This window comes from Helicobacter jaachi (assembly GCF_000763135.2).
Taxonomy (GTDB): Bacteria; Campylobacterota; Campylobacteria; order Campylobacterales; family Helicobacteraceae; genus Helicobacter_C; species Helicobacter_C jaachi.
The window spans coordinates 28,173-49,061 of the sequence record NZ_JRPR02000003.1 but is presented as its reverse complement, the minus strand read 5'-3'; the positions used below and the strand labels follow the sequence as shown (position 1 = coordinate 49,061).

Here is a 20,889-nt window from a genome sequence, read left to right as displayed (position 1 = left end):
GAATCTAGTAAAAATGGCTATTTGCGCGATTTTGTAAGATACAAATTTATCATCTCCACGCCCAAAGAAAACGCAATAGCAAAGTAAATATATCCCTTAGGGATATGGAAATGCGCGCCATCAGCGATGAGTGTAACGCCTACTAACAGCAAAAACGCTAAGGCTAGCGTTTTGATACTAGGATTTTTCTCAATAAAGCTTGAAATACCCTTAGACGCGATAAGCATAACTATCACGCTTATGATAATGGCTAAAATCATTATGGCAAGCACATCGACCATTCCCACAGCTGTGATTACAGAATCTAGCGAAAACACGATATCAAGCAATGTGATTTGCACAATCACAAGCGCAAAGCTAGCGTATTTGGGCTTAATGTGCTGCTCGCTTTGTGGCAGGCTCATCGCGTGAATTTCGCTTGTGGCTTTGTATAGCAGGAATAATCCTCCAACTAGCAGCACTATATCGCGCCCACTTATGGCAAAATGCGCGATTGTAAAAAGCGGTTGGGTGAGTTTCATCACCCAAAAAAGGCACACAAGCAACGCAATGCGCGAGAGCATAGCCAAAAGTAAGCCAAAAATGCGTGCCTTATCGCGGTGGCGCTCCTCCAAACGCGAAACCAAAATGGCTAGAAAAATGAGATTATCAATGCCTAGCACGATTTCTAAAAATACCAAAGTGGCGAGCGCAATCCACGAATGAAAGTCACTAACCCACGCAAACGCGCCCAAAAAATGTGCAAAATCCATTAAATCCAACCCTTTTTCTTAAAGTAGATAATGGGAATAAATGTGGAGAGAATCATAATCACAAGCACGATAGGATAGGCATAGTCTAAATGCAGCTCGGGCATACTATCAAAATTCATACCATAAATCGTGCCAATGAGCGTTGGAGGCATCATCGCCACGGTTACCACGGTGAAAAGCTTAATGGTTTTATTCTGCTCGATGTTGATTTGGTTGGTCAAAATCGTTTGAATATTATCAAGTGCTTGCATATTCACGGTGGTAAATTCTACGAGCGAATTTAAGTCCTTTAGCACAATGGTGATATTTTTTTTCACATCTAAATCGGCTTTGTCGCTTTTTAGCACGGCTGTAATGGCGCGCCGCTTGTCAAATAGCGAATCTCGCACGCCCATATTAAGCTCTTGTAAGGAGGAGAGTTCCTCTAGCATTTCATCATAATTAAGGATAGTGGAGTTAAACACCCTTTTGCGTAAATCACGCGTGTTTTTGGCAGCAGATTCTAGCAAGTCGGCATCTTTTTCCACGCGGATTTCAAAGATTTTCCCAATTAAATCAAAGCCATCTTCAAAGACTTTAGGCGTGGCAAGCACGATTTGCTGGATTTCATCAAAGATTTTAAAATCACTATAGCGAATGGTAAAAAGGATATTTTTGCAGAGTAGAAAGGTGATAGTTTCATTACGCAATTCAGATTCTAAAGAGCGCACAAGGAAGTAAGTATTAATCGTAATGCTCCCGCTATCCTCCCAATAGCGCGCAGATTGCTCAATCTCCTCGCGCTCCTCTTTGGTTGGGATTTCAAGATTATAAGTATGTGAGATGTAATGCACCTCTTCATTTGAGGGGTGAAGCAAATCAATCCATAAAATTTTATCTTGCTGTTCTAGAATCTGGGCATTTTCATCGCTTAACTGGAATTGCAGACTTTCACGCATAATCAGTCCGCCGCGCCGCACAAAAATATTAATCATACTTTTAGCCTCCTTTGCAACAAAATAATGTGAAATTTATAAAATAATGAATGCGCGATTGTAGCAAAAAAAGGGTATAACTCTTATATAACTTTGGTATATTTTGCCATTTAAGTTAAATAATCCATTGTAAAATCTTGCCTAAAATTAAGCGACAAAAGGAAGCACATTGAGATATTTACCCAACATATTGAGCGTTTCAAGGATTTTTCTAGCGATTTTATTGCTTTTTGTGGCGCTACACTATGATGTGATACTGCCGACATATGTGGATAAAAACTGGGTGAATTATCTTTCGTGCTTGATTTTTTGCGTGGCGAGCTTGACAGATTTTTTTGATGGCTATATCGCGCGGGAATATCACTTGCATTCGCGCTTTGGCGAAGTCTTTGACCCTTTGGCGGATAAAATGCTCATTTTATCGGGCTTTATTGCGCTTTTGGTCTTGCAGAGAGCGTCTCCTTGGGCTGTATTTCTTATTTTATCGCGGGAGTTTTTTATCACAGGCTTGCGCGTTATGGTGGCAGGCAGCGGACAGAGCGTAGCAGCAAGCACAAGCGGGAAATACAAAACAGGCGCACAAATTGCCGCTATTGCCTTTTTACTCGCGGATTTTTTTCCGGGAGGTGAGGTGTTATTATGGCTAGCGGTGGCTTTGACTTTGTATTCTGGGGCGGATTATACGATTAAATATATTAAAAGTGTGCATGTATGAGCTTATTTGTCGCGCTTTTGGTGTTATCTTTCTTAGTTTTTTTTCATGAATTAGGGCATTTTATCGTAGCACGGCTTTTTGGGGTGCGCGTGGAGGTCTTTAGCATAGGATTTGGCAAAAAGCTTTTGACTTTTCATACTAAACACACGCAATATGCACTTTCGCTTATCCCGCTTGGCGGCTATGTCAAGCTTAAAGGGCAAGATGATAGCAATCCTAAGTTGGAGCAAACATCAGCCCTTGAGGCAGATTCGTATTTGGCAAAGTCACCTTGTAAGCGGATTGCTATTTTGCTAGCGGGTGCGGGGTTTAACTTTTTACTAGCATTTATTTTGTATGTGATAGTGGGGATTAATGGCATACCCTCCCTTGCTCCTATAGTTGGCGATGTGCGTGAGAATACGCCTGCATTTACAGCCGGACTGCAGCCAAATGATAGGATTGTGGGCATAAATGGCACGCACATTCGCACTTGGGAGGAGCTAGATTCTATCATTACAGAATCTAGCGGGAGTTTAAATGTTGAAATTATGCGCAAGTCAAATGAGCAGGGGCAAATAGCAGGCAGTGGAGCAAAAATTATAGAGAAGCAAAGCCATGCAAGCAATGAGCTAGCACAAGAGCGCATACAGCTCACACTCACGCCTATTGTGCAAGATTCTAAAAATATTTTTGGCGAGCCTATAAAGCGGCGTATGATTGGCATAGTGAGCGCAAATGCGCTAGAAAAGGTGCATTATTATGGCTTAGATAGTTTGTATTATGGCTGGCATGAGACATTAAAGGCAAGTGTGCTTATCATTCAAGGCATAGGCAAGCTTATAAGCGGTGTCGTGCCTAGTAGTCAAGTGGGCGGGGTGATTAGCATAGTATCTGTGATAGATGTAGCAAGCAGGGATAATCTCTCGCGCTTTTTGTATTTGGTGGCGCTTATTTCAGTAAATCTTGGTGTATTAAACCTTTTGCCTATCCCCGCACTTGATGGCGGGCATATTTTGTTTAATGCTTATGAGATGTTAAGGGGGAAAAAGCCAAATGAGCAAGTGGCGTATTATCTCACACTTTGCGGCTGGGCGGTGCTGCTTGGGCTTATGATGTTGGGATTATATAATGATATATTTCGCTTATTAGCATAAAGGAGGAGGCATGCTGGCGTTAAATTTAGAGCGTGTGCTGCGGCGTATAGAGCGCGCGCGGCTGGCTTATAGCGCACATCAAATCATTTCGCTTGTGGCGGTGAGCAAATATCAAAGCGCGGAAGATATTTTGGCTTTATATGAGTGCGGGCAGCGTGCATTTGGTGAAAACAAAGTGCAGGATTTGCGCGCTAAAAGTGAGATTTTAAGCGATGTGCCTTTGGAGTGGCATTTTATCGGCACGCTGCAGGAAAATAAGATTAATGCCTTGCTCGCGCTGCAGCCTAGCCTCATTCATAGCATAGATTCTATAAAATTAGCCCACGCCATTCAAAAAAGGCTAGGAGAAGCAAAAGTGCGCGCATTATTGCAAGTAAATGCCGCAAACGAGGCAAGTAAAAGCGGTGTGAGTATAGAATCTGCAAAAGAAATTTATGAGCAAATACAAGCACAATGCCCAAATATTATACTGGAAGGCATTATGAGCATTGGCGCGCATAGCCCTAATCGCGCGGATATTGAAAGGAGCTTTCAGCTTACAAGAGATGTGTTTGATAGCGTGCAGGGGTGTGGCGCTAGGATTTTGTCTATGGGTATGAGCGGGGATTTTGAAATAGCTATCGCGTATGGGGCAAATCTCGTGCGCATTGGCTCAAAACTATTTGAGGGAGCAAAATAATGCAAGGAATAAGGATAATAGGAGCAAAAATGCTAAAAATTTATGGGCTTTTATGCCTTTGCGCGTGCGCACTATTGGCAGAAGGGCAGCTTTCGCATATTATGCAAAATATGGAATATGCGATGAATCTTATGGAAAAGGGCTTTTTATATAATAAACAAGAGTGGATTAATGAGGGTTTAGAGGAGTTTAAAATCCTAAGTGGGGAGCTAAAGCGCATTGATGCAAATACTTATCTTAGCATTTCGCAGCGGCGCGATATTAATGTCGTGGGCGGCATTGTTAATCGCAATGAGGAGTATATAGGCTTACTTGAGCGATTTTTAAAAGATGGCGATATGATTAAGAGCGCTGATGTGTATGGGCGTATTCTTTCTGGGTGCGTGAGCTGTCATGCTATTTCGCGCGGCTGGTGAGATGAAATGCGTGCTTATAAATTTGCAGTAGTATGCAAATACTAGTAATTTTTTAAAAAGGCGAGGGAGATGAAAAAATATTTTATAAAAATATGTGCGCTAGCGTGTGTGCTTGGGCTAATATTTTGTGCGTGTGCGGATAATGCGGACAAGGAGCAAACAAGAGAGAGCTTGCCAAATCTGCCCGCAAAGCAGCGCAGCAATGATGAAATAGAGCGGATTTTGAAACTAGGCGATAATAAACGAATCTATGTGATGAAAGGTATGCTTCATGGACATAGCGTAGAGCGGGCTTTGGTGCTGATAGGAAGTGCGATGATTGGGGATACAAAGCAATATATAGCATTATTTAAAGATGACTATATGGCTACGCCTAATTCATACGAGCTTACAGATGTCAATATGCGCGTGGGGATAGAATCTGGCGCGCTGGTTTTGGAGTATGGGGATAACACTAACATGTTTCTTAAGGAGGATACAAGCCTGCCTGTGAGTGTGGTAGATTCTATACAGGGCGCATACACAAAGACGCAAGATAATCTTGAATGGAGGGAGGAAATAAATAAGTTCTACATTTCGCCCTTAAATGGCATTGATAAAAATGCGCGAGATGAGCTAAATGCCGCGCTTAATGGCGGCGCAGAGAGTAAGGCGCAATTACAAGAGCAGCTTTTAAAGCTTGCGCGCGATGATTTAGAAAAACTAGATGCGCAAAGCGAGCTAGTGAGGATAGATGAGCAAGATGAAATGCTCTATGTAGATTCTAAAATCCTAACTATTGGACATTTCTCTTACGCCTACACAGGCGGGGCGCATGGGAATTCGCAGTATATTACACAAACTTTTGAGCTAGAGAGTGGGAAGTCTATTTCAAGTAATCCAAAGGATTTATTTGAGCCAAGTGAGGAGCTTTTTAGAGTGCTTACTGAGGCGCTACTGGCGCAATATGGGGATAAGATTTTTATAGAATCTTTGCCCATTAAAAAGCTGCCAGAGTATTTTTTCTTAACTTATCTGCATGATGACTTAGTGCCTAGAGTGGTGCTTATATGGCAGCAGTATGAAATCTCGCCCTACTCAAGCGGAAACATTATGCTAGAGCTAACTTTAGAGGATATAAAGCACTTTGTGAGGGCAGATTCTCCCTATAAATATATATTTGATACATTTGCGGCTCAATGAAAATCCTATTTAGCCCAAGTGAGGGCAAGGCTATCCCGCACAAGACTATCCCAAAAAATGGAAAAATCCCCCAAAATGCCACAAATAGCGCATTAAAATATAGGCTAGATTCTATAAATAGCACTCCTGCTTCACAAACAAGCTTTCAAGCAGCATTATATGAGGGCTTATTTTTAGAGCATAGTGCGATACAAGACGCTATAAAGGCGTATGCAGCGTTTTTACAAAGCGCAAGTGAGGGGGAAATTAGCGCGCTTTTTGGCAGTAAGCGCATAAATTTAGATGAGCTAAATATCGCTCAAAACCTCCTAAACGCGCCAAATATAGAATCTATAAGGCTTTATAATGGCGTAGGATACAAGGCGCTAGACTTTGCAAGCTTAGATTCTAAAGCGCAAAAGTATCTCTACAAACATTTGTGTATTTTTAGTAATCTCTTTGGCGTGGTGCGCGCGGACTGGGCATTGCCATACTATAATGTGCATCAGGGCAAGGGCAGAGGAGCATTTGAGCTAAAGGCACTCTATAGGGCGCTAAAGCCCGCACTTGATGTATTTTTTGCCCATAGTGATGTGCTAGATTTGCGCGCAGAGGCTTATATAAAGGCTTATATGCCAAAGAGTTGCGCGCATTACACACAAGTGAATTTTTTAAAAAATGGCAAAAAGGTAAGCCACTATGCTAAATATTATCGTGGCTTATACGCGCGCGCTGTGGCGCAAAATCACATTACTTCTACAAAAATGCTTATAGATTTTACGCCCACATTTTTAAGCCTAAAAGATGTAACACACGCGCAAAATACTACTATCCTTACTTATGAAGCACGCCATTAAACTATTGTGAGCTATTGTTTGCAGATTCTATAGTCTGCGCTTGTGCGCTTACGCAGCTTATCAACTTCATTTTTTAAGGTCAGTTCTATGCGTGCCACGCTGTTGCTTTTGCTAGCGCGAAAGCCGGGCGTATTCGCGCCCTATTACATTAAAGAATAAAGCGTATGAAGCTTTAATTCTACAAGCGCTAGAAAATACAGAATCTAGAATTGCTTCTTGCGCACATCTTCTAAAATATTCCCCGCAATGCCCTCCATAGCGCTGCTGATGTCCTGCGAATGCTGCGCGATATTGACATTTTCTTGCGTTACTTGCTCTAGCTCAACCATAGCTTGATTAATCTGCTCAATGCCCGCAGTCTGCTCTTTTATAGATTCTGACATATCATTAATGCTTTGCACTAGAATATTGGTATTTGCTTCAATCTCGCTCAAAGACTTTTGCGTGCGTTCTGCTAGTTTTCTCACTTCATCAGCCACCACTGCAAATCCTCGCCCATGCTCGCCTGCGCGCGCAGCCTCAATAGCGGCATTGAGTGCGAGCAAATTCGTCTGGTCGGCGATATCGCGGATAATGCCTATAATCTTTTTAATATCCTCACTTTGCTGGGTTACCTCTAGCGTGCGTTGATTAATGCCCTGCATAGAAGAATTAATTTGATTAAGCGTCGCCGCGCTCTCCTCTAGGCTCGAAGCCTGCTGATTAGCCCCACTTGTGATTTTTGCCACAGACTGCCCAAGCTCTTGTGAGACTTGGCTTAAATGCTCGCTCACTTTAATGCGCGCCTTAATGGTTGCAATCATACTTTCGCGCAGTGCGTTAATGCTTTGATAGAATCCTAAAATATCGCCCTCTATATTGCTTTCATCGCATTTATTGCTATAATTTTCCTTTTGATACTGCCCTAGCACATCAATCCCACTGCCCACATTTGCTTCAATCTGCGCTAAAGCCTCGTTAATAAGCTCTTTTAAATGCACAAGATTAGGATTATGCGGCGTTTTATTGATTTTATTATCCAAATGTCCCTTTTTTACGCTCTCAACAACTCTAAAAGTATCATTAATCGCCTCCATATCCTGCTCTAAACCTTTTTGAATTTTGAGCATAGATTCATTAAGCTTATGGGCGATATTACCAATCTCATCGCGCGTTTTGATTTCCAAAATAGGTGGCGCGCTCTTTTCCTCAAAATTGACATAAGACAAAAATGTAGTGATGATTTTAGTGAGCTTCATAAGCCTCTTAACCGCACGCCGCACAGCCAAATATGAGATGACTAGCACCACAGATACTAGCAGCAAAATGCCAATAAGCATAAAGCGCTCTAAAAATACATTAAATTGTGTAAAATCCTTTAGCCGCGCCTGTGTAACCACATACAAATCCACAATTTGATTATGCAATGTAGAAATCTCATACACTTCGCCCTTATCTTTATACTCTACAAAGCCCTCCGCTAGCCCCTCTTGAATATGTTTATAAAATGAAAGTGCGCTAGGCTTTTCATTCTCCTGCCCGCCGACAATAAACCTATCATATCTCCTATCAATAATCATTATCTTGCCGCTTTCCCCTACTGCGATTTTAGCAAGCCTAGTTTTTAGATTTTCATAGGCTGTATCTAGCTCGTCCGCGACAAAAGCAATGCCAATGACTTCACTTTTAGCATCTAATAAAGGCTTATAAATCCCCATATAGTCCTTACCAAAGAGCCTCACACGCCCACTAAATGCGCGCTTTGCCTTAATCTCTGCAAATGCTGGGTGTTCTTTCCCAAGTGTCGTGCCAATGGCTAGCTTGCCCTCACTATCTTTTAAAGATGTGCTAATGCGTGTGAAGTCCCCTTGAGAATCTAGCGCAAAAAATGTCGCTTCACTCCCCATCACAGAGGAAAAATACTCGATAAAATCCGTATTCTCCGCCAAAGAGACGCCATTATAATATAGCGCAGGCACTTGCTTGCCGCCCACATTCACACTCTCACCGAGCTTATAAGAACTATTACCTGCCTTGCCATAATACCGAGCTTGCACCGCTTCAAACACATCAAATGAATTTTTGATATTATTTAAAATCCGTGTAAAAAATACATCTAAACTTGTATCTAATACATCTTCAATCACATTAAGTTGATTTTCTATTTGCTCCTTAGAATGCTTTGTCATCACCCCATCAACCAAAAACAAAAATGGCACTAAAAGCACCACAAACACGACAGATTGTAAGATTATAAACTTCTGTCCTAATGAAAAACTCTTCCACAAACTCAATACTATACACCCCTTTGAAATGTAAATTTATTTTGAATAATTTCGCTATTTATATTTAAGAAAAATTATTAATATGGGTAAACAAAATAAGGAAATATTGCTTTTTTATGTTTTATCTTTTCGAAATGAAACATTCAATTTTTTCTTTAGATATTTTTGCTAGAATACGCTTTTTTAAGTTTTAATTTATTTTACTTTAAGGAGCGAGGCACTTGGCGGCTTCTAATTTAGAGAATCTAGATTCTATCTTTGCATTTATCCGCGAGCTTTATGACAAAAAGCAGGGGCATATCGCCTTGCATGAGCCGCTTTTTGTGGGAAATGAAAAAGCGTATTTGAATGCCTGCATTGAAAGTGGCTTTGTCTCAAGTGTAGGCGAGTTTGTCAATACCTTTGAGCGCCAAATCGCCGCATTTTGTGGCTCAAAATACGCCATTGCTACGACAAATGGCACTTGCGCGCTGCATGCTACCCTGCACGCGCTAGGTGTGGATACTGCCTGTGAAGTTATCACACAGCCGCTAAGCTTTATTGCTACAAGTAACGCCATTGCCTACACTGGGGCAAGCCCGATTTATATTGATGTCGATGTAGATTCTCTAAGCCTTTCGCCAAAGGCATTGCGAGCATTTTTAGAATCTAGCACGATTATGAAAGCAGGCAAAGCACACAATAAGCACAGCGGCAAGGTGATTAAAGCGTGCGTGCCTATGCACACCTTTGGACACCCTGCTAGGATTTATGAGATAAAGCAAATTTGCGATGAATGGGGAATTTGGCTCATAGAGGACGCGGCAGAGAGCCTAGGCAGCTATTACAATTGCTCTTTGGGCTTGGGCGTGCGTCATAGCAAAGCAGAGTATGACGCGCAAAAGGATTCTAGTATTTTTGAGGAATTTTCAGGGTTGTACAAGCCGTGCGCGGAGATAAGACTAGAGCGTCTATCGCACAAGCAGGGCGCAGCACTCCCTGAAAATTACCAAAAAGACGAATTCTTAACTCACACAGGGACTATTGGCATTTGCGGCATTTTGAGCTTTAATGGTAACAAAACCATCACCTGCGGCGGTGGCGGTATAATCCTAACTAATGATGAATCCCTTGCCAAGCGCCTAAAGCATCTAACCACCACAGCAAAAATCCCGCACGCCTACGAATATCGCCACGATGAGCTAGGCTTTAACTACCGCTTGCCCAATATCAACGCCGCGCTTGCTTGCGCGCAGCTTGAGCTACTGCCCAAAATGCTAGATTCTAAACGCGCCATTGCACAAAGTTATGCGGATTTTTTTGAATCTTTTAGCGATATAACTTTTATAAACGCGCGCAGCGGCACGCTCCCAAATTTTTGGCTAAATGCTATAAGACTAGATTCTAAAAAGGCGCGCGATACATTCCTAGAGCGTAGCAATGCGCAGGGCATTATGACGCGCCCGATATGGCAGCTTAATAATCTAGCACCTATGTATGCGCACGCACAATGCGGCGATTTGCGCAATGCCATAGCCCTAAGCGATACGATTGTGAATATTCCCAGCAGCGCGCGAATGCGCGATGTTATAAACTCAAATGATGGCGCGCGAATGCGCGATGTATCAAATCAATAGAGGCCGCAAATGAAGCCCCCTATACTGCTCATCGGCGCAGGCGGTCATGCGCGCGCGTGCATTGATGTCATCGAGCAAGAAGCGCGATTTAGTATTTTTGGGCTTTTGGACGCTAGCGCACTTAAAAGCGGCGTTACAAGCCTGCTAGGTTATAAAATCTTAGGCGGTGATGAACTTTTGCCCTCACTTCTTACACAAGTGCAGCACGCTCATATCGCGCTTGGACAGATTAAAACCGCCGCGCATAGAATGCGTATTTACCAAAATCTAAAGCAAATGGGCTACAATCTCCCCTCTATCAAATCGCCGCTCGCATACATTGCAAAGGGCGCAGTAATACAGGAGGGAACGATTATCATGCACCACGCGCTTATAAATGCTAACGCCACTATCGGCAGAGCCTGCATTATTAATTCAAAAGCCCTTGTGGAGCATGATTGCGTGATAGGCGATTTCTGCCATCTCTCAACCGCAAGTGTGGTCAATGGCGGCTCACACATCGGCGAGCAGAGCTTTCTAGGCTCTAATATGATGGTGCGCCATAATGTGCATATCGCACCCAAAAGCGTGCTATACAAAAATCCGCTCGAATCGCAAATTTTTACAGAATCTACTTCCGCGCCGCACGCTAAAAACTTAAAAGATATATATTTTAACGGGGGGGGGGATAGTATAAATGTTTTTACTCCGCTTTGTGTCTGCCTAGATTCTCACACTTTTGTCAATAAAAATTCTAAATTTTCTCCCCTACATTTTTTCTCTACGCAAAATCTCTCTCTACAAAATCCCCTTTACACCGCGCCCAAAAGGCATGTGGTATGAATTTTAAATCAAAATACAAGGAGTGCGTATGAATGTGCAGAAAAATCAGCAATTGTGGGAAACAATTTTTCAAAATAAAGAATGGGGTAAATACCCAAGCGAGGAGCTTATACGATTTGTAGCAAGGAATTTTTACGCTGCGCCCGACAGAAAAAAGATAAAAATCTTAGAATTAGGATTAGGCACTGGTGCAAATGTGTGGTATATGACAAGAGAGGGCTTTAGTGTAAGCGGAATTGAATGGAGCGAAATAGGCTGCAATCGGTGTGCAAAACGCCTAGAACAAGAGGGATTATCACCCTTTTTAGAAACCATCAAGCAAGGTGATTATGCAGAAAAAATCGATGAGTTTGCAGATGATTATTTTGACGCATGGATTGATTGTGCGTCTTTAACCTGTAATACTTTTGACAAGGCAAAGACTATCGTTGAAAAAGCTATGAAAAAACTTAAAGTTGGAGGCAAATTTTTTAGTATTACGCCTATGGAGGGGACTTTTGGCTTATTTGAAGATAAAAATGTGGGCTATCATGCTTGCATGCCAGTTGAAGGAAATTACGCGCATACAGGTTTTGTGAGATATGTAACGGATAAAGATATTCAAAGCCTTTATAGCGGAGAAAACTACTCTATCACACAATTTTATACTGTTAAAACTTTTGCTAATGATGTAATGATGAACGCTATGGCAGTTATTGAGGGCGTAAGGAATGCTTAAAACCCCGCAAAATACACATAATATTCTACATAATGAGAATCTAGCCGCTGCAGATTCTATAGATTCTATGCCCTTTTGCATTTTTACAAGCAATGCTTACGCGGCAAGCACTTTAGAATCTAATGAGCATATATTTCACTTTTCTTATACACAGCAACAGGGCGCGCAAGGACAAAAGCTCTTTTATAACATCGCTCAAGTCCAATCCATACCGGACACACCCTACTTTGATATGAGTTCTCCTTATGGATATGGCGGCTACTACACCAATAGCAGCGACCAAGCTTTCCTCCAAGACGCCTTATGCGCGCAAGCAAAGCAGGCTAGAGCTAAGCATATCATCGCAGAATTTATCCGCTTTCACCCCTATTTCGCGCATACAAGGGCATTTGAGCCTTTGCTAGATTTTTTTGCTAAAGAGCGCGATATAGTGGTGGTAAGCACAGATTCTAAAACACGTTTTGCGCACTACAGCTCGCGCCTAAGAGGCAAGCTAAGGAAAGCAAGACAGCTACTTAGCATTACTCAAAGCCGCGATGTGAGCGCCTTTCACACGCTTTATACGCAGACTATGGAGCGCAATGGCGCGCAGGATTTTTACTTTTTCTCACGCCAATATCTTAGTAATCTACTCTCTCTTAAAGACTGCATTATGCTAGAGGCGCGCTATCAAGGGCAAATCGTGGCTATGGGCATATTTTTATTTGATAATCTTTGCGGCTATTATCACTTAGGGGCAAACGCGCCGCTAAGCCTATCTCACAACCTTAATGCGATGGGCGCGCTTTTTGAAGCGTTTTTTGAACTTAGCGCGGAGAGGGGATTACAAACCTGTATTTTAGGCGGCGGGCGCAGCGGGGATAGTGCCGATTCGCTTTTTGTATTTAAAAAGCAATTTGCCACCACACTTATACCCTTTTATATCGGCGGTATGGTGTATGATAGTGCGGCGTATAATCGCCTCTCCGTAGCAGATTCTAAGTATTTCTTATCATATCGCTTTAAAGAGGATATTTCTATTATTTCTATGGGGGGGGGGGCAGAACAAACCTTTATAGGTATTTTTGCGCGCTTCTTTTTGTGCGCAGACTTTACATTACCCACGCCAATACTTACTCCACTCACCCCACTTATGCACATCGCGCCCACCACACCCAAAGGAGCAGCCTATGCGGCGGCTTAAAATAGGCTATTTTGCCGATGGGATTTGGGCGCATAACGCCTTTAGAAAGATTATTGAATCTAAGCGATTTGAAATCTGCTTTGTTACGCCACGATTTGATAGCACCGATAACACGCTACTTGAACTCTCACGCGCGCATAATATCCCTTGCATCAAGGCAAAAGATATTAATTCAAGCGCGTTTTTCTCCCAAATTACGCATTTTAATTGCGATATTTTTGTCTCAATGAGCTTTAATCAAATCTTTAAAGAGCCGCTTATCTCCACGCCACGCCTAAAGACTATCAACTGCCACGCGGGCAAGCTGCCCTTTTATCGCGGTAGAAATATCCTTAATTGGGTGCTTATTAATGATGAAAAAGACTTTGGTATCACTGTGCATTTTGTCGATAGCGGTATTGATAGCGGCGATATTATCTTACAAAGAAGTTTCCCCATTAGCGATAGCGATGATTACTCTACCCTGCTACACACCGCACATACGCAATGCGCGCAGATTCTCTATGATGCACTCTGCCTCCTGCAAGAGGATAAAGCCACGCCAATTAAGCAAGATTCTATCCATAAGGTGGGCTTTTACTGCCCTGCGCGCGTAAGCGGCGATGAGTGGATTAATTGGCATAAAAGCTCAAGGGAGATTTTTAATTTTATCCGCGCGCTTAATGCCCCAGATTTAGGCGCAAAGAGCCTTGTGATAAATCCCCTGCGCCCGCAGAATACAAGCACTATGCGCATTTTTAAAGCCCAGATGATAGAAAGCGCTCCAGACTACATCGCCACACCCGGTGCCATTGTGGGCATTGAGCATATAGAATCTAGCCTAGATTCTATACACGCGCAATCTAACACTGCAAATAAGATAAATGGCGTTAGCCTTATAGAATCTAGCGCGCAAAGCCACACATCGCGCCAAATAGCGGCGCATACATCGCAGCACACGGCGCGCCAAAAATCCTACATCGTAAAAACGCTAGATTCTACCCTGCGCGTTGTAAGTTATGAATGCGAACGCGCGCTTAGAATCGGTGATAGGCTTTTAAGTCATTATTTAACGGGGGGGGGCAAAACTAAAGATTTTAAGCACCCCTTTTCTATTCCCTTACACTTTCTTTTCTTACATTCTCTTTATTGGTATTTTGCTAGCCTTGAGCGCCTTTTGTCATTCTACTTTTTTTATTCTTGCATTTTTTACGCTTATTTTTACTTACTTTTGCGCATTTTTGCGCCCTCTTTATCCCACTCACCTTAAGGAGCTAATATGAGTATTGAACAACAAGTCTATGAGATTTTAAGCAATATCCTAGAAACGCCAGCTAACGCACAAACCGCACTTAGTATGAGCAGCTGCCCTGCTTGGACTTCGCTTGCACATATTGATATTATTATGAGCTGCGAGGAGACATTTGATATAGCCTTTGGGCAAGAAGATTTACCCACGCTCACATCACAAGAAGCGCTTATAGCAAAGATTGCGGAGCTAGTGAATGCCAAATAGTGCTATACCAACTACGCGCGCGCCACATTATGAGCCGCTGCAAGCACTCCCGCTACACCATATCGGCGTGGCGTGCAAAAGCATTGAGCGCGAGCTGCCTTTATTTGAGCTGCTAGGCTTTGTGTATGAAGCGGAGTTTATCGATGAGGCACAGGGCGTAAAGGGCGTGTTTCTTACCTCAAATGCAAATACTGCTAAAAACGCGCGCGTGGAGTTATTAGAAAATCTCCCCCAAAGCACGCGCCTTGATACCTACCTCAAGCATCACAACAAGCTTTATCATCTTGCTTTTGAAAGCCAAAATATTCAAGCAGATTGCGCAAGTATTTTAGAATCTACGCCCCACGCGCGTAAAAAAAATCAACATTATGGGGAAAATCAAGCAGAGATTCTTTTAAGCAGTGATTTTAACGGGGGGGGGGGCATAATGAAAAGTGAGCAAGGGCAAAGCATGCGTGAAACAAGAGCGAGTGCTACCACAGGCACGGCTGCGAAAATGCCAACGCGCGCCAAGCCTCGCCTTATTGTGCCAATTATGGAATCTAGCTATTTTGCAAGGCTATGCTTTATCATGCTGCCAAACCGCCTGCTTATCGAGCTTGTGGAATTAAAGAAATAAAGGAGGGAGTATGCCAAAGATTACAAGAGATGATTTAGCCGCATTTGCGCGCCTAAGCGGAGACTACAATCCCGTGCATATCGACAAAACATACGCGAGCTTTTTTGGCACAAATATCGTGTATGGAATCTATCAAGTTTTTTATATCTTAGAGCAGATACTCCAGCAACTGCCGGGTGATTCTACGCAAAATTTAGATTCTATAAAAATGCACAATCTTACTCCAGCGCGCTATAGCCTCACCTCCCTCAATGCCGAATTTCCAAACGCGCTTTTTGTCAATGCGCCATTTAGTCTCCACAAGTTAGATGAACAATTAACGGGGGGGGGGGCATAATGAAACTTTACACCCACACTACGCGCCTTTTGACTTCACATACGCGCTTATGTCGCAAGGATTGGTTATGAGTAAGCTCGCCTGCACTTTTCAATTTACTAAACCTTATGCTAGCCCGCTTGCCCAGCATAATGTCAAATTTTCGCGCAAAATTGCTAGCACTTGCGCGCTTTTGTGTGAGGGTAGCGGGAGTGAGAATCTAGCGTATAATCTAAAGATTTTAAGCGCACTTTTTCCACTAGTTAGCGCGCGTTTAGATTCTCTAAGCATTACTACACTGCTTGCTAGCACGCGCATTGTGGGTATGAAAGTCCCGGGGCTAAGTAGCATTTATAGCGCGCTTTCACTTAAGCGCGTGCCGCTAGATTCTATACACAACCCCGAGCTAGATTCTCTACAAAGCCCTATTAGCGCGCCAAAGCCTAAAGTAAAGCCTAAAGATTTGCTAGATTCTATCACGCAGCGCGCGCATAAGCCCACACTGCACTACACTTACAAAAAACACGCCCTTCTGCCCTGCTATACGATTAACTTTAACGCGCTTGCAAATGATTGTATGCAAGGCACTATCAAAGCCTTTATCCGCCCTAATCGCTTAGAATCTACCCCGCTCCAAACGCTCGCACGCACGCACAAAAATGCCCTGCACACTAAGCCATTTCAAAACCAAAAAGCATTAGTCATAGGTGCTAGCAGTGGGCTAGGCGATGTGTGCGCTAAGCTTTTATATATCGGTGGTGCGGAAGTGCTAGCGACATTTTATGCGCATAAAATAGATTCTATGCCTTATAAAGCTATGCGCTACAATGCCTTTAAGCCTAGCACAAACGCGCTAGCGGCGATAAAGGATTTTGCACCTACACATATTTACTACTTTGCCACACCGCAAATCCGCGCGCGTAACGCAAAATGGCTTGATAAAGCGGTGCTGTATAACTTTATAGACTGCTATATCTTTGGCTTACAAACGCTCTTACAAGCGCTAGCACCAGATTCTAGCACCTCACAAAGCACATCTTTGCGCGCTATTTTTAGCCCATCTACTCGCTTTATAGACACTAAAGCGCGGGATTTTAAGGAATATACCCTTGCAAAAATGCTTTTAGAATCTTATATGGCAAGCTTAAGCGATATTGCCTACTTTACCCCGCGCCTTGATAAGCTTGCCACCAACCAAACACAAAGCATACTTCCTCAAAGCCTCCCCGCTCCAGATAGCGCGCTTTTGCAAGCCTTACTTACAATGAGCCAACAGGAGCGTGCAAAAGGAGGACGCGCATGACAAATACTATATTTAGCACGCAGCTAAAGCGAGCGCAGCTACTAACCTTTAAGCCAAATAGCGCGCAAAAGGCTTTTAGAGTGCATATCTATCGCAATGCCGCCTTTGAGCCAATAGAGCGCGTTTTAGGCGCGTTTTTAGCCGCATCAAATTTGCGTGCGCAATGCAGCTATAGCGATTATGATGATTCACTAAGCTTTGCAAATACTAACGCAGCAGACGCGCAAAGTGGCATAAGTGGGACAAATGCTTTAAGCGCGGATATTATGCTGCTTTTCATTGACTGCGCGCGCTATAGCATTATAGAATCTAGCCTTGTGGCATTCTTGCAAGAGCGTCTTAGTTATTTAAGCGCGCAAGCTCCCCAAGTGCCTATCATCGTGCTTTTACTTGATGAAAGTGCGCGCATAACGCCCTTGCTAGAATCTAGCATGCCAAAGCCTAAAAGCCCTAGCGCGCCCATAATTTATATGGATATTTTAGCAGCCTGCAAGCAGCGCGCCAAGCTTGCTAGCGCACTAGATTCTATAAATGCTACAGAATCTAGTAAAGAATCTAGCCGCACCATAGAATCTAGCTCCGCTAAGACACAGCCGCACACAAACACACTTGATACAGAATCTAGCGCAAACGCACCCTTTTTAGATACTAAAGAATCTATCACAGGCACAAGGCTAAGCAATGCCGCTACACTCGCACTCGCGCAAATCTTAGGGCTTAGAATCCTCCCTAGCCTGCTGCTGCCAAACCTTAAAGCCATCGTGTGCGATTTAGATAATACGCTCTATAGCGGCGTTTTGGGCGAAGATGGCGCGCAAAATCTTCTCCTAACCCCAGCGCATATTGCCCTGCAAGAGCAGATTCTATCGCTTAAAAAGCAGGGCTATTTGCTTGCCATTGCCTCTAAAAACCAGATGCAAGATGTAGCAAACCTCTTTAGGCAAAGGCGCGATTTCCCCTTAAAGCTAAGCGATTTTGATAATGTGCAAGCGCACTGGCAGAGCAAGGCTAGCAGCCTAGAATCTATTGCAAAAGCCTTTAATATCGGACTAGATTCTATGCTATTTATCGATGATAATATCGCTGAAATTAAGAGCATACAGCACACGCACGCGCATACTATCCACGCTACAAGTGTGCAATATACGCTCTGGCAGCTCTTTTTATATCCGCGCTTGCAGCGCTTTTTTAGCAGCAGTGAAGATATGCTTCGCTCAAGCGATATCGCTGCAAATACTGCGCGCGAGCAGCTTAGGGCATTGAGCGATGAGGAGTATTTCCGCTCGCTTGAAATTGAGCTTACCTTTAGTGTGAATGACTTTTCCCAAACACAGCGTATCTATGAGCTACTTAATAAAACAAATCAATTTATCGCCAACTACACGCGCCCGAGCCTCTCTCAAGTGCAGCAGTGGCTAGAATCTAAGGACTATTGCGTGGTGTGCATTGGTATGAAAGATAAATTGAGCGAAAGCGGGGTGATAGGCATTGTCGTAGGCTCTATCAATTGCTCTTTGGATAGTTATTCGCACAAAGAGCAATCCTGCATAGAAATTGTTGATATAACTATCAGCTGTCGCGCTTTGGGTCGCCGCCTTGAAGCACTATTCTTACAGCAATCCTTTGCCCTCATTGTCAAACATCTCACACAAAAAGCCACACATAAATCTAGCACGCAAAAAATAGCTCGCGCAAAAAAGCCACAAGAAATAAAAGAAGTCCTCGTGCATTTTCAAAAAGGTGAGCGAAACACGCCATTTTTGCACACTTTAGAGAATCTAAATAATGGCACTTTGAACGCGCATTCGCCCATTGCCATACCTCTTAGCCTACCTCCAACGCAGGGCATTTCTATCATAATAAAGGAGCAAGAATGAATGATTTTATGACCCAAACCATGCGCGCACAGGATAATAGCGGCTTTTATACACAAGCAGAGCTAGCAAGCTTTGGCTTTAAATCGCTTGGACGTGATGTGCTACTCTCGCGCAAGGCAGTGATTTACACACCGCAAAAAATTAGCATTGGCGATTGCGTGCGCATTGATGATTTTGTGATTTTAAGCGGCGCGATAAAGCTAGGGCGCTTTATCCACATATCTGCGCAGGCGACTATCACAGGCGGGAATGGGCTAGATTCTAGCGTGGAGTTAGGCGATTTCTGCTCGCTCTCCCTTGGGAGCAAAATACTCTCCATAAGCGATGATTTAGCCTCTGGCGTGCTGGTAAATTCCTGCGTGCCAAGCATGTATCGCAATGTGAAGCAAAGTCATATTGTGCTGCCTAAGCATAATCACATCGCGGCAATGTCGCTTGTGCTGCCAAATACGACCTTTGAAGAAGGCGCAAATCTAGGACCTCAAAGCCTTGTAGGCGATACCACGCTAAAGGGCTTTGGCTATTATTTTGGCGCGCCCGCAAGGCTGCTAAAAATGCTAGATAAAAATGCATTAAAAGAGCGCGAAGCGCGGTTTTTAAACGAGCATGAAAAGATAGTTTCTACATTTAACGGGGGGGGGGGCAGAAGCAACGAAGCCAAAATAAAGATTTCGCGCCTGTATGCACACACGCATACCGCGCATTTTCTACACACTCGCGCGCGTCTTTCACAAACCCCACGCTCACAAGCTCCGCACACACCGCAATTTTTAAGCGTCCCGCGCGGCTTTGCGCATAAGGGGGCAGCATGAGGGCAGTATTTCATCATGCTATCTTGCGAGGTATTATCACACTTGTCCCGCCGCGACAAATCGATATAGATTCTGAACTGCACACTATCTACAAAGGCGATGAGAAAGCCCTAGCACGCATTAAAAAGGTCATCGGTTTGCAGAGCCGCCATGTCGCAGATACGCACATTACCGCTAGCGATATAGGCGAGCAGGCGGCAAATATCTTGCTAGATTCTCTACACATTCCGCGAGATAGCATTGATGCGCTTATTTTTGTAACGCAAACGCCTGATTATATCCTGCCTGCTAGTGCGTGCTACCTGCATGGGCGACTAGGCTTAAGCGAGCAGTGCGCAAGCTTTGATATTAATCAAGCCTGCAGCGGCTATCTCTATGGGCTTTATATGGCGCATAGCCTTATTGAGAGCGGTGGGGCTAGGCGCGTGCTACTCCTCTGTGGCGATACGCTTAGCCGCTATGTCAATCCGCTAGATTCTAATCTAGCACCCATTATCGGCGATGGCGTGAGCGCAAGTCTGCTTGAATACACGCCAAATGATAATCCTGCCTATATCGAGCTAGGCGCTAAGGGCGAGAAATTCTATGAGCTTATTATCCCACAAGGTGCGTGCAGGACGCCCACACCTAGCATAATCCCTGAAAGCAAGGTCTTTGAAGTATCAAATGTGCGCAGCCTTAGCGATATGTATATGGATGGCGCGGCGATTTTTAACTTTGCTGTTATGCACTACCCTAAGAGCTTTGCACAAATACTTGCATTCGCGCAGATAGAGGCGCAGGATATAGATTATTTTTTCTTTCATCAGGCGAATAAATACATTGTCGATAATATCGCGCGCGCGCTCAAGCTCCCTAAAGACAAAGTCCCAAACACCACGACAAACAAGTATGGCAATCTAAGCGGCTGCTCCGTGCCTGCTACGATTTGCGATACTTTGGGTGCGGAGTGGGCAGAAAATGGCTCTACAAGTGGCTCTAAGGGCGCGAATTTAGATTCTATACGCGCAACACCCTTAAAAATACATTTAGCCGGCTTTGGCGCGGGACTAGCCTGGGGCAATGCTATTTTAGGGCTAGATTCTCTATTTTTTAGCAAAAAGGTAGGGGTGTATGATGAGGGGAAATAGCAATATGGCGCAAAAGACAAGAAGCCCACGCGGAATGAGAATAG

At 43.6% G+C, this 20,889-nt stretch carries 21 protein-coding genes; 18 read left to right on the top strand and 3 right to left on the bottom strand.

Annotated features, from left to right (window positions below; all coding sequences use genetic code 11):
- Positions 1-17: 17 nt before the first annotated feature.
- Both LS71_RS05440 and corA read right to left on the bottom strand, forming a co-directional pair.
- Positions 18-752, bottom strand: coding sequence for a TerC family protein (locus LS71_RS05440; RefSeq protein WP_138109844.1), 735 nt, complete (start codon positions 750-752; stop codon positions 18-20).
- Complete coding sequence (gene corA / locus LS71_RS05435) at positions 752-1,726, bottom strand: magnesium/cobalt transporter CorA (protein ID WP_034353667.1); 975 nt, start codon at positions 1,724-1,726, stop codon at positions 752-754. The genes LS71_RS05440 and corA overlap by 1 nt, the downstream gene beginning before the upstream one ends.
- A 169-nt stretch (positions 1,727-1,895) precedes the next feature.
- Here corA and pgsA point away from each other — a divergent pair, with 169 nt between their 5' ends.
- The 6 genes from pgsA to LS71_RS05405 all read left to right on the top strand — a co-directional run bounded on the left by pgsA (position 1,896) and on the right by LS71_RS05405 (position 6,690).
- Positions 1,896-2,441: a CDP-diacylglycerol--glycerol-3-phosphate 3-phosphatidyltransferase gene (gene pgsA / locus LS71_RS05430; protein WP_034353671.1), complete on the top strand. Its 546-nt coding sequence runs from the start codon at positions 1,896-1,898 to the stop codon at positions 2,439-2,441.
- A complete protein-coding gene (gene rseP / locus LS71_RS05425) occupies positions 2,438-3,577 on the top strand; it encodes an RIP metalloprotease RseP (RefSeq protein ID WP_034353673.1) in 1,140 nt (379 codons plus the stop codon). Before pgsA ends, rseP begins: the two co-directional genes overlap by 4 nt.
- 10 nt (positions 3,578-3,587) lie before the next feature.
- Positions 3,588-4,256: a YggS family pyridoxal phosphate-dependent enzyme gene (locus LS71_RS05420; protein ID WP_034353676.1), complete on the top strand. Its 669-nt coding sequence runs from the start codon at positions 3,588-3,590 to the stop codon at positions 4,254-4,256.
- Positions 4,257-4,285: 29 nt separating this feature from the next.
- Positions 4,286-4,672, top strand: coding sequence for a hypothetical protein (locus LS71_RS05415; RefSeq protein WP_034353677.1), 387 nt, complete (start codon positions 4,286-4,288; stop codon positions 4,670-4,672).
- A 69-nt stretch (positions 4,673-4,741) separates the two neighbouring features.
- Entirely contained in the window at positions 4,742-5,854 is a 1,113-nt protein-coding gene (locus tag LS71_RS05410; protein WP_034353680.1) for a polysaccharide deacetylase family protein, read from the top strand.
- Positions 5,851-6,690, top strand: coding sequence for a YaaA family protein (locus tag LS71_RS05405; protein ID WP_052057919.1), 840 nt, complete (start codon positions 5,851-5,853; stop codon positions 6,688-6,690). The genes LS71_RS05410 and LS71_RS05405 overlap by 4 nt, the downstream gene beginning before the upstream one ends.
- A gap of 203 nt (positions 6,691-6,893) precedes the next feature.
- On the opposite strand, the gene LS71_RS09890 is transcribed toward LS71_RS05405, so the two are convergent.
- On the bottom strand, positions 6,894-8,963 hold the full coding sequence (locus tag LS71_RS09890) for a methyl-accepting chemotaxis protein (RefSeq protein WP_138109843.1): 2,070 nt from the start codon (positions 8,961-8,963) through the stop codon (positions 6,894-6,896).
- Between the two features lie 212 nt (positions 8,964-9,175).
- On the opposite strand from LS71_RS09890, the gene LS71_RS05395 reads away from it, so the two are divergent.
- The 12 genes from LS71_RS05395 to LS71_RS05340 all read left to right on the top strand — a co-directional run bounded on the left by LS71_RS05395 (position 9,176) and on the right by LS71_RS05340 (position 20,845).
- Positions 9,176-10,570, top strand: coding sequence for a LegC family aminotransferase (locus LS71_RS05395; protein ID WP_034353683.1), 1,395 nt, complete (start codon positions 9,176-9,178; stop codon positions 10,568-10,570).
- A gap of 9 nt (positions 10,571-10,579) precedes the next feature.
- On the top strand, positions 10,580-11,392 hold the full coding sequence (locus LS71_RS05390) for a PglD-related sugar-binding protein (protein WP_081946241.1): 813 nt from the start codon (positions 10,580-10,582) through the stop codon (positions 11,390-11,392).
- A 28-nt stretch (positions 11,393-11,420) separates the two neighbouring features.
- A complete protein-coding gene (locus LS71_RS05385; protein WP_034353685.1) occupies positions 11,421-12,110 on the top strand; it encodes a class I SAM-dependent methyltransferase in 690 nt (229 codons plus the stop codon).
- Complete coding sequence (locus LS71_RS05380; RefSeq protein WP_138109842.1) at positions 12,103-13,293, top strand: GNAT family N-acetyltransferase; 1,191 nt, start codon at positions 12,103-12,105, stop codon at positions 13,291-13,293. Before LS71_RS05385 ends, LS71_RS05380 begins: the two co-directional genes overlap by 8 nt.
- Positions 13,280-14,542 carry a methionyl-tRNA formyltransferase gene (locus LS71_RS05375; RefSeq protein WP_052058240.1) on the top strand — a complete coding sequence of 421 codons (1,263 nt, stop codon included), beginning with the start codon at positions 13,280-13,282 and terminating at the stop codon, positions 14,540-14,542. Before LS71_RS05380 ends, LS71_RS05375 begins: the two co-directional genes overlap by 14 nt.
- Positions 14,543-14,557: 15 nt before the next feature.
- On the top strand, positions 14,558-14,788 hold the full coding sequence (locus LS71_RS05370) for an acyl carrier protein (RefSeq protein ID WP_034357122.1): 231 nt from the start codon (positions 14,558-14,560) through the stop codon (positions 14,786-14,788).
- Positions 14,778-15,407: a VOC family protein gene (locus LS71_RS09875; protein WP_194145668.1), complete on the top strand. Its 630-nt coding sequence runs from the start codon at positions 14,778-14,780 to the stop codon at positions 15,405-15,407. The genes LS71_RS05370 and LS71_RS09875 overlap by 11 nt, the downstream gene beginning before the upstream one ends.
- A 10-nt stretch (positions 15,408-15,417) precedes the next feature.
- Entirely contained in the window at positions 15,418-15,744 is a 327-nt protein-coding gene (locus LS71_RS05360) for a MaoC/PaaZ C-terminal domain-containing protein (RefSeq protein ID WP_034355864.1), read from the top strand.
- Positions 15,745-15,811: 67 nt separating this feature from the next.
- Positions 15,812-17,026 (top strand): hypothetical protein, encoded by a 1,215-nt coding sequence (locus LS71_RS05355; RefSeq protein WP_034355867.1) that lies wholly within the window; start codon positions 15,812-15,814, stop codon positions 17,024-17,026.
- Positions 17,023-18,903, top strand: a complete 1,881-nt coding sequence (locus LS71_RS05350; protein ID WP_052058112.1) for an HAD-IIIC family phosphatase — start codon at positions 17,023-17,025, stop codon at positions 18,901-18,903. The genes LS71_RS05355 and LS71_RS05350 overlap by 4 nt, the downstream gene beginning before the upstream one ends.
- A complete protein-coding gene (locus LS71_RS05345; RefSeq protein WP_069723517.1) occupies positions 18,900-19,715 on the top strand; it encodes an acyltransferase in 816 nt (271 codons plus the stop codon). The genes LS71_RS05350 and LS71_RS05345 overlap by 4 nt, the downstream gene beginning before the upstream one ends.
- Positions 19,712-20,845: a 3-oxoacyl-ACP synthase gene (locus LS71_RS05340; protein ID WP_034355870.1), complete on the top strand. Its 1,134-nt coding sequence runs from the start codon at positions 19,712-19,714 to the stop codon at positions 20,843-20,845. Before LS71_RS05345 ends, LS71_RS05340 begins: the two co-directional genes overlap by 4 nt.
- The last annotated feature ends 44 nt before the right edge of the window (positions 20,846-20,889 follow it).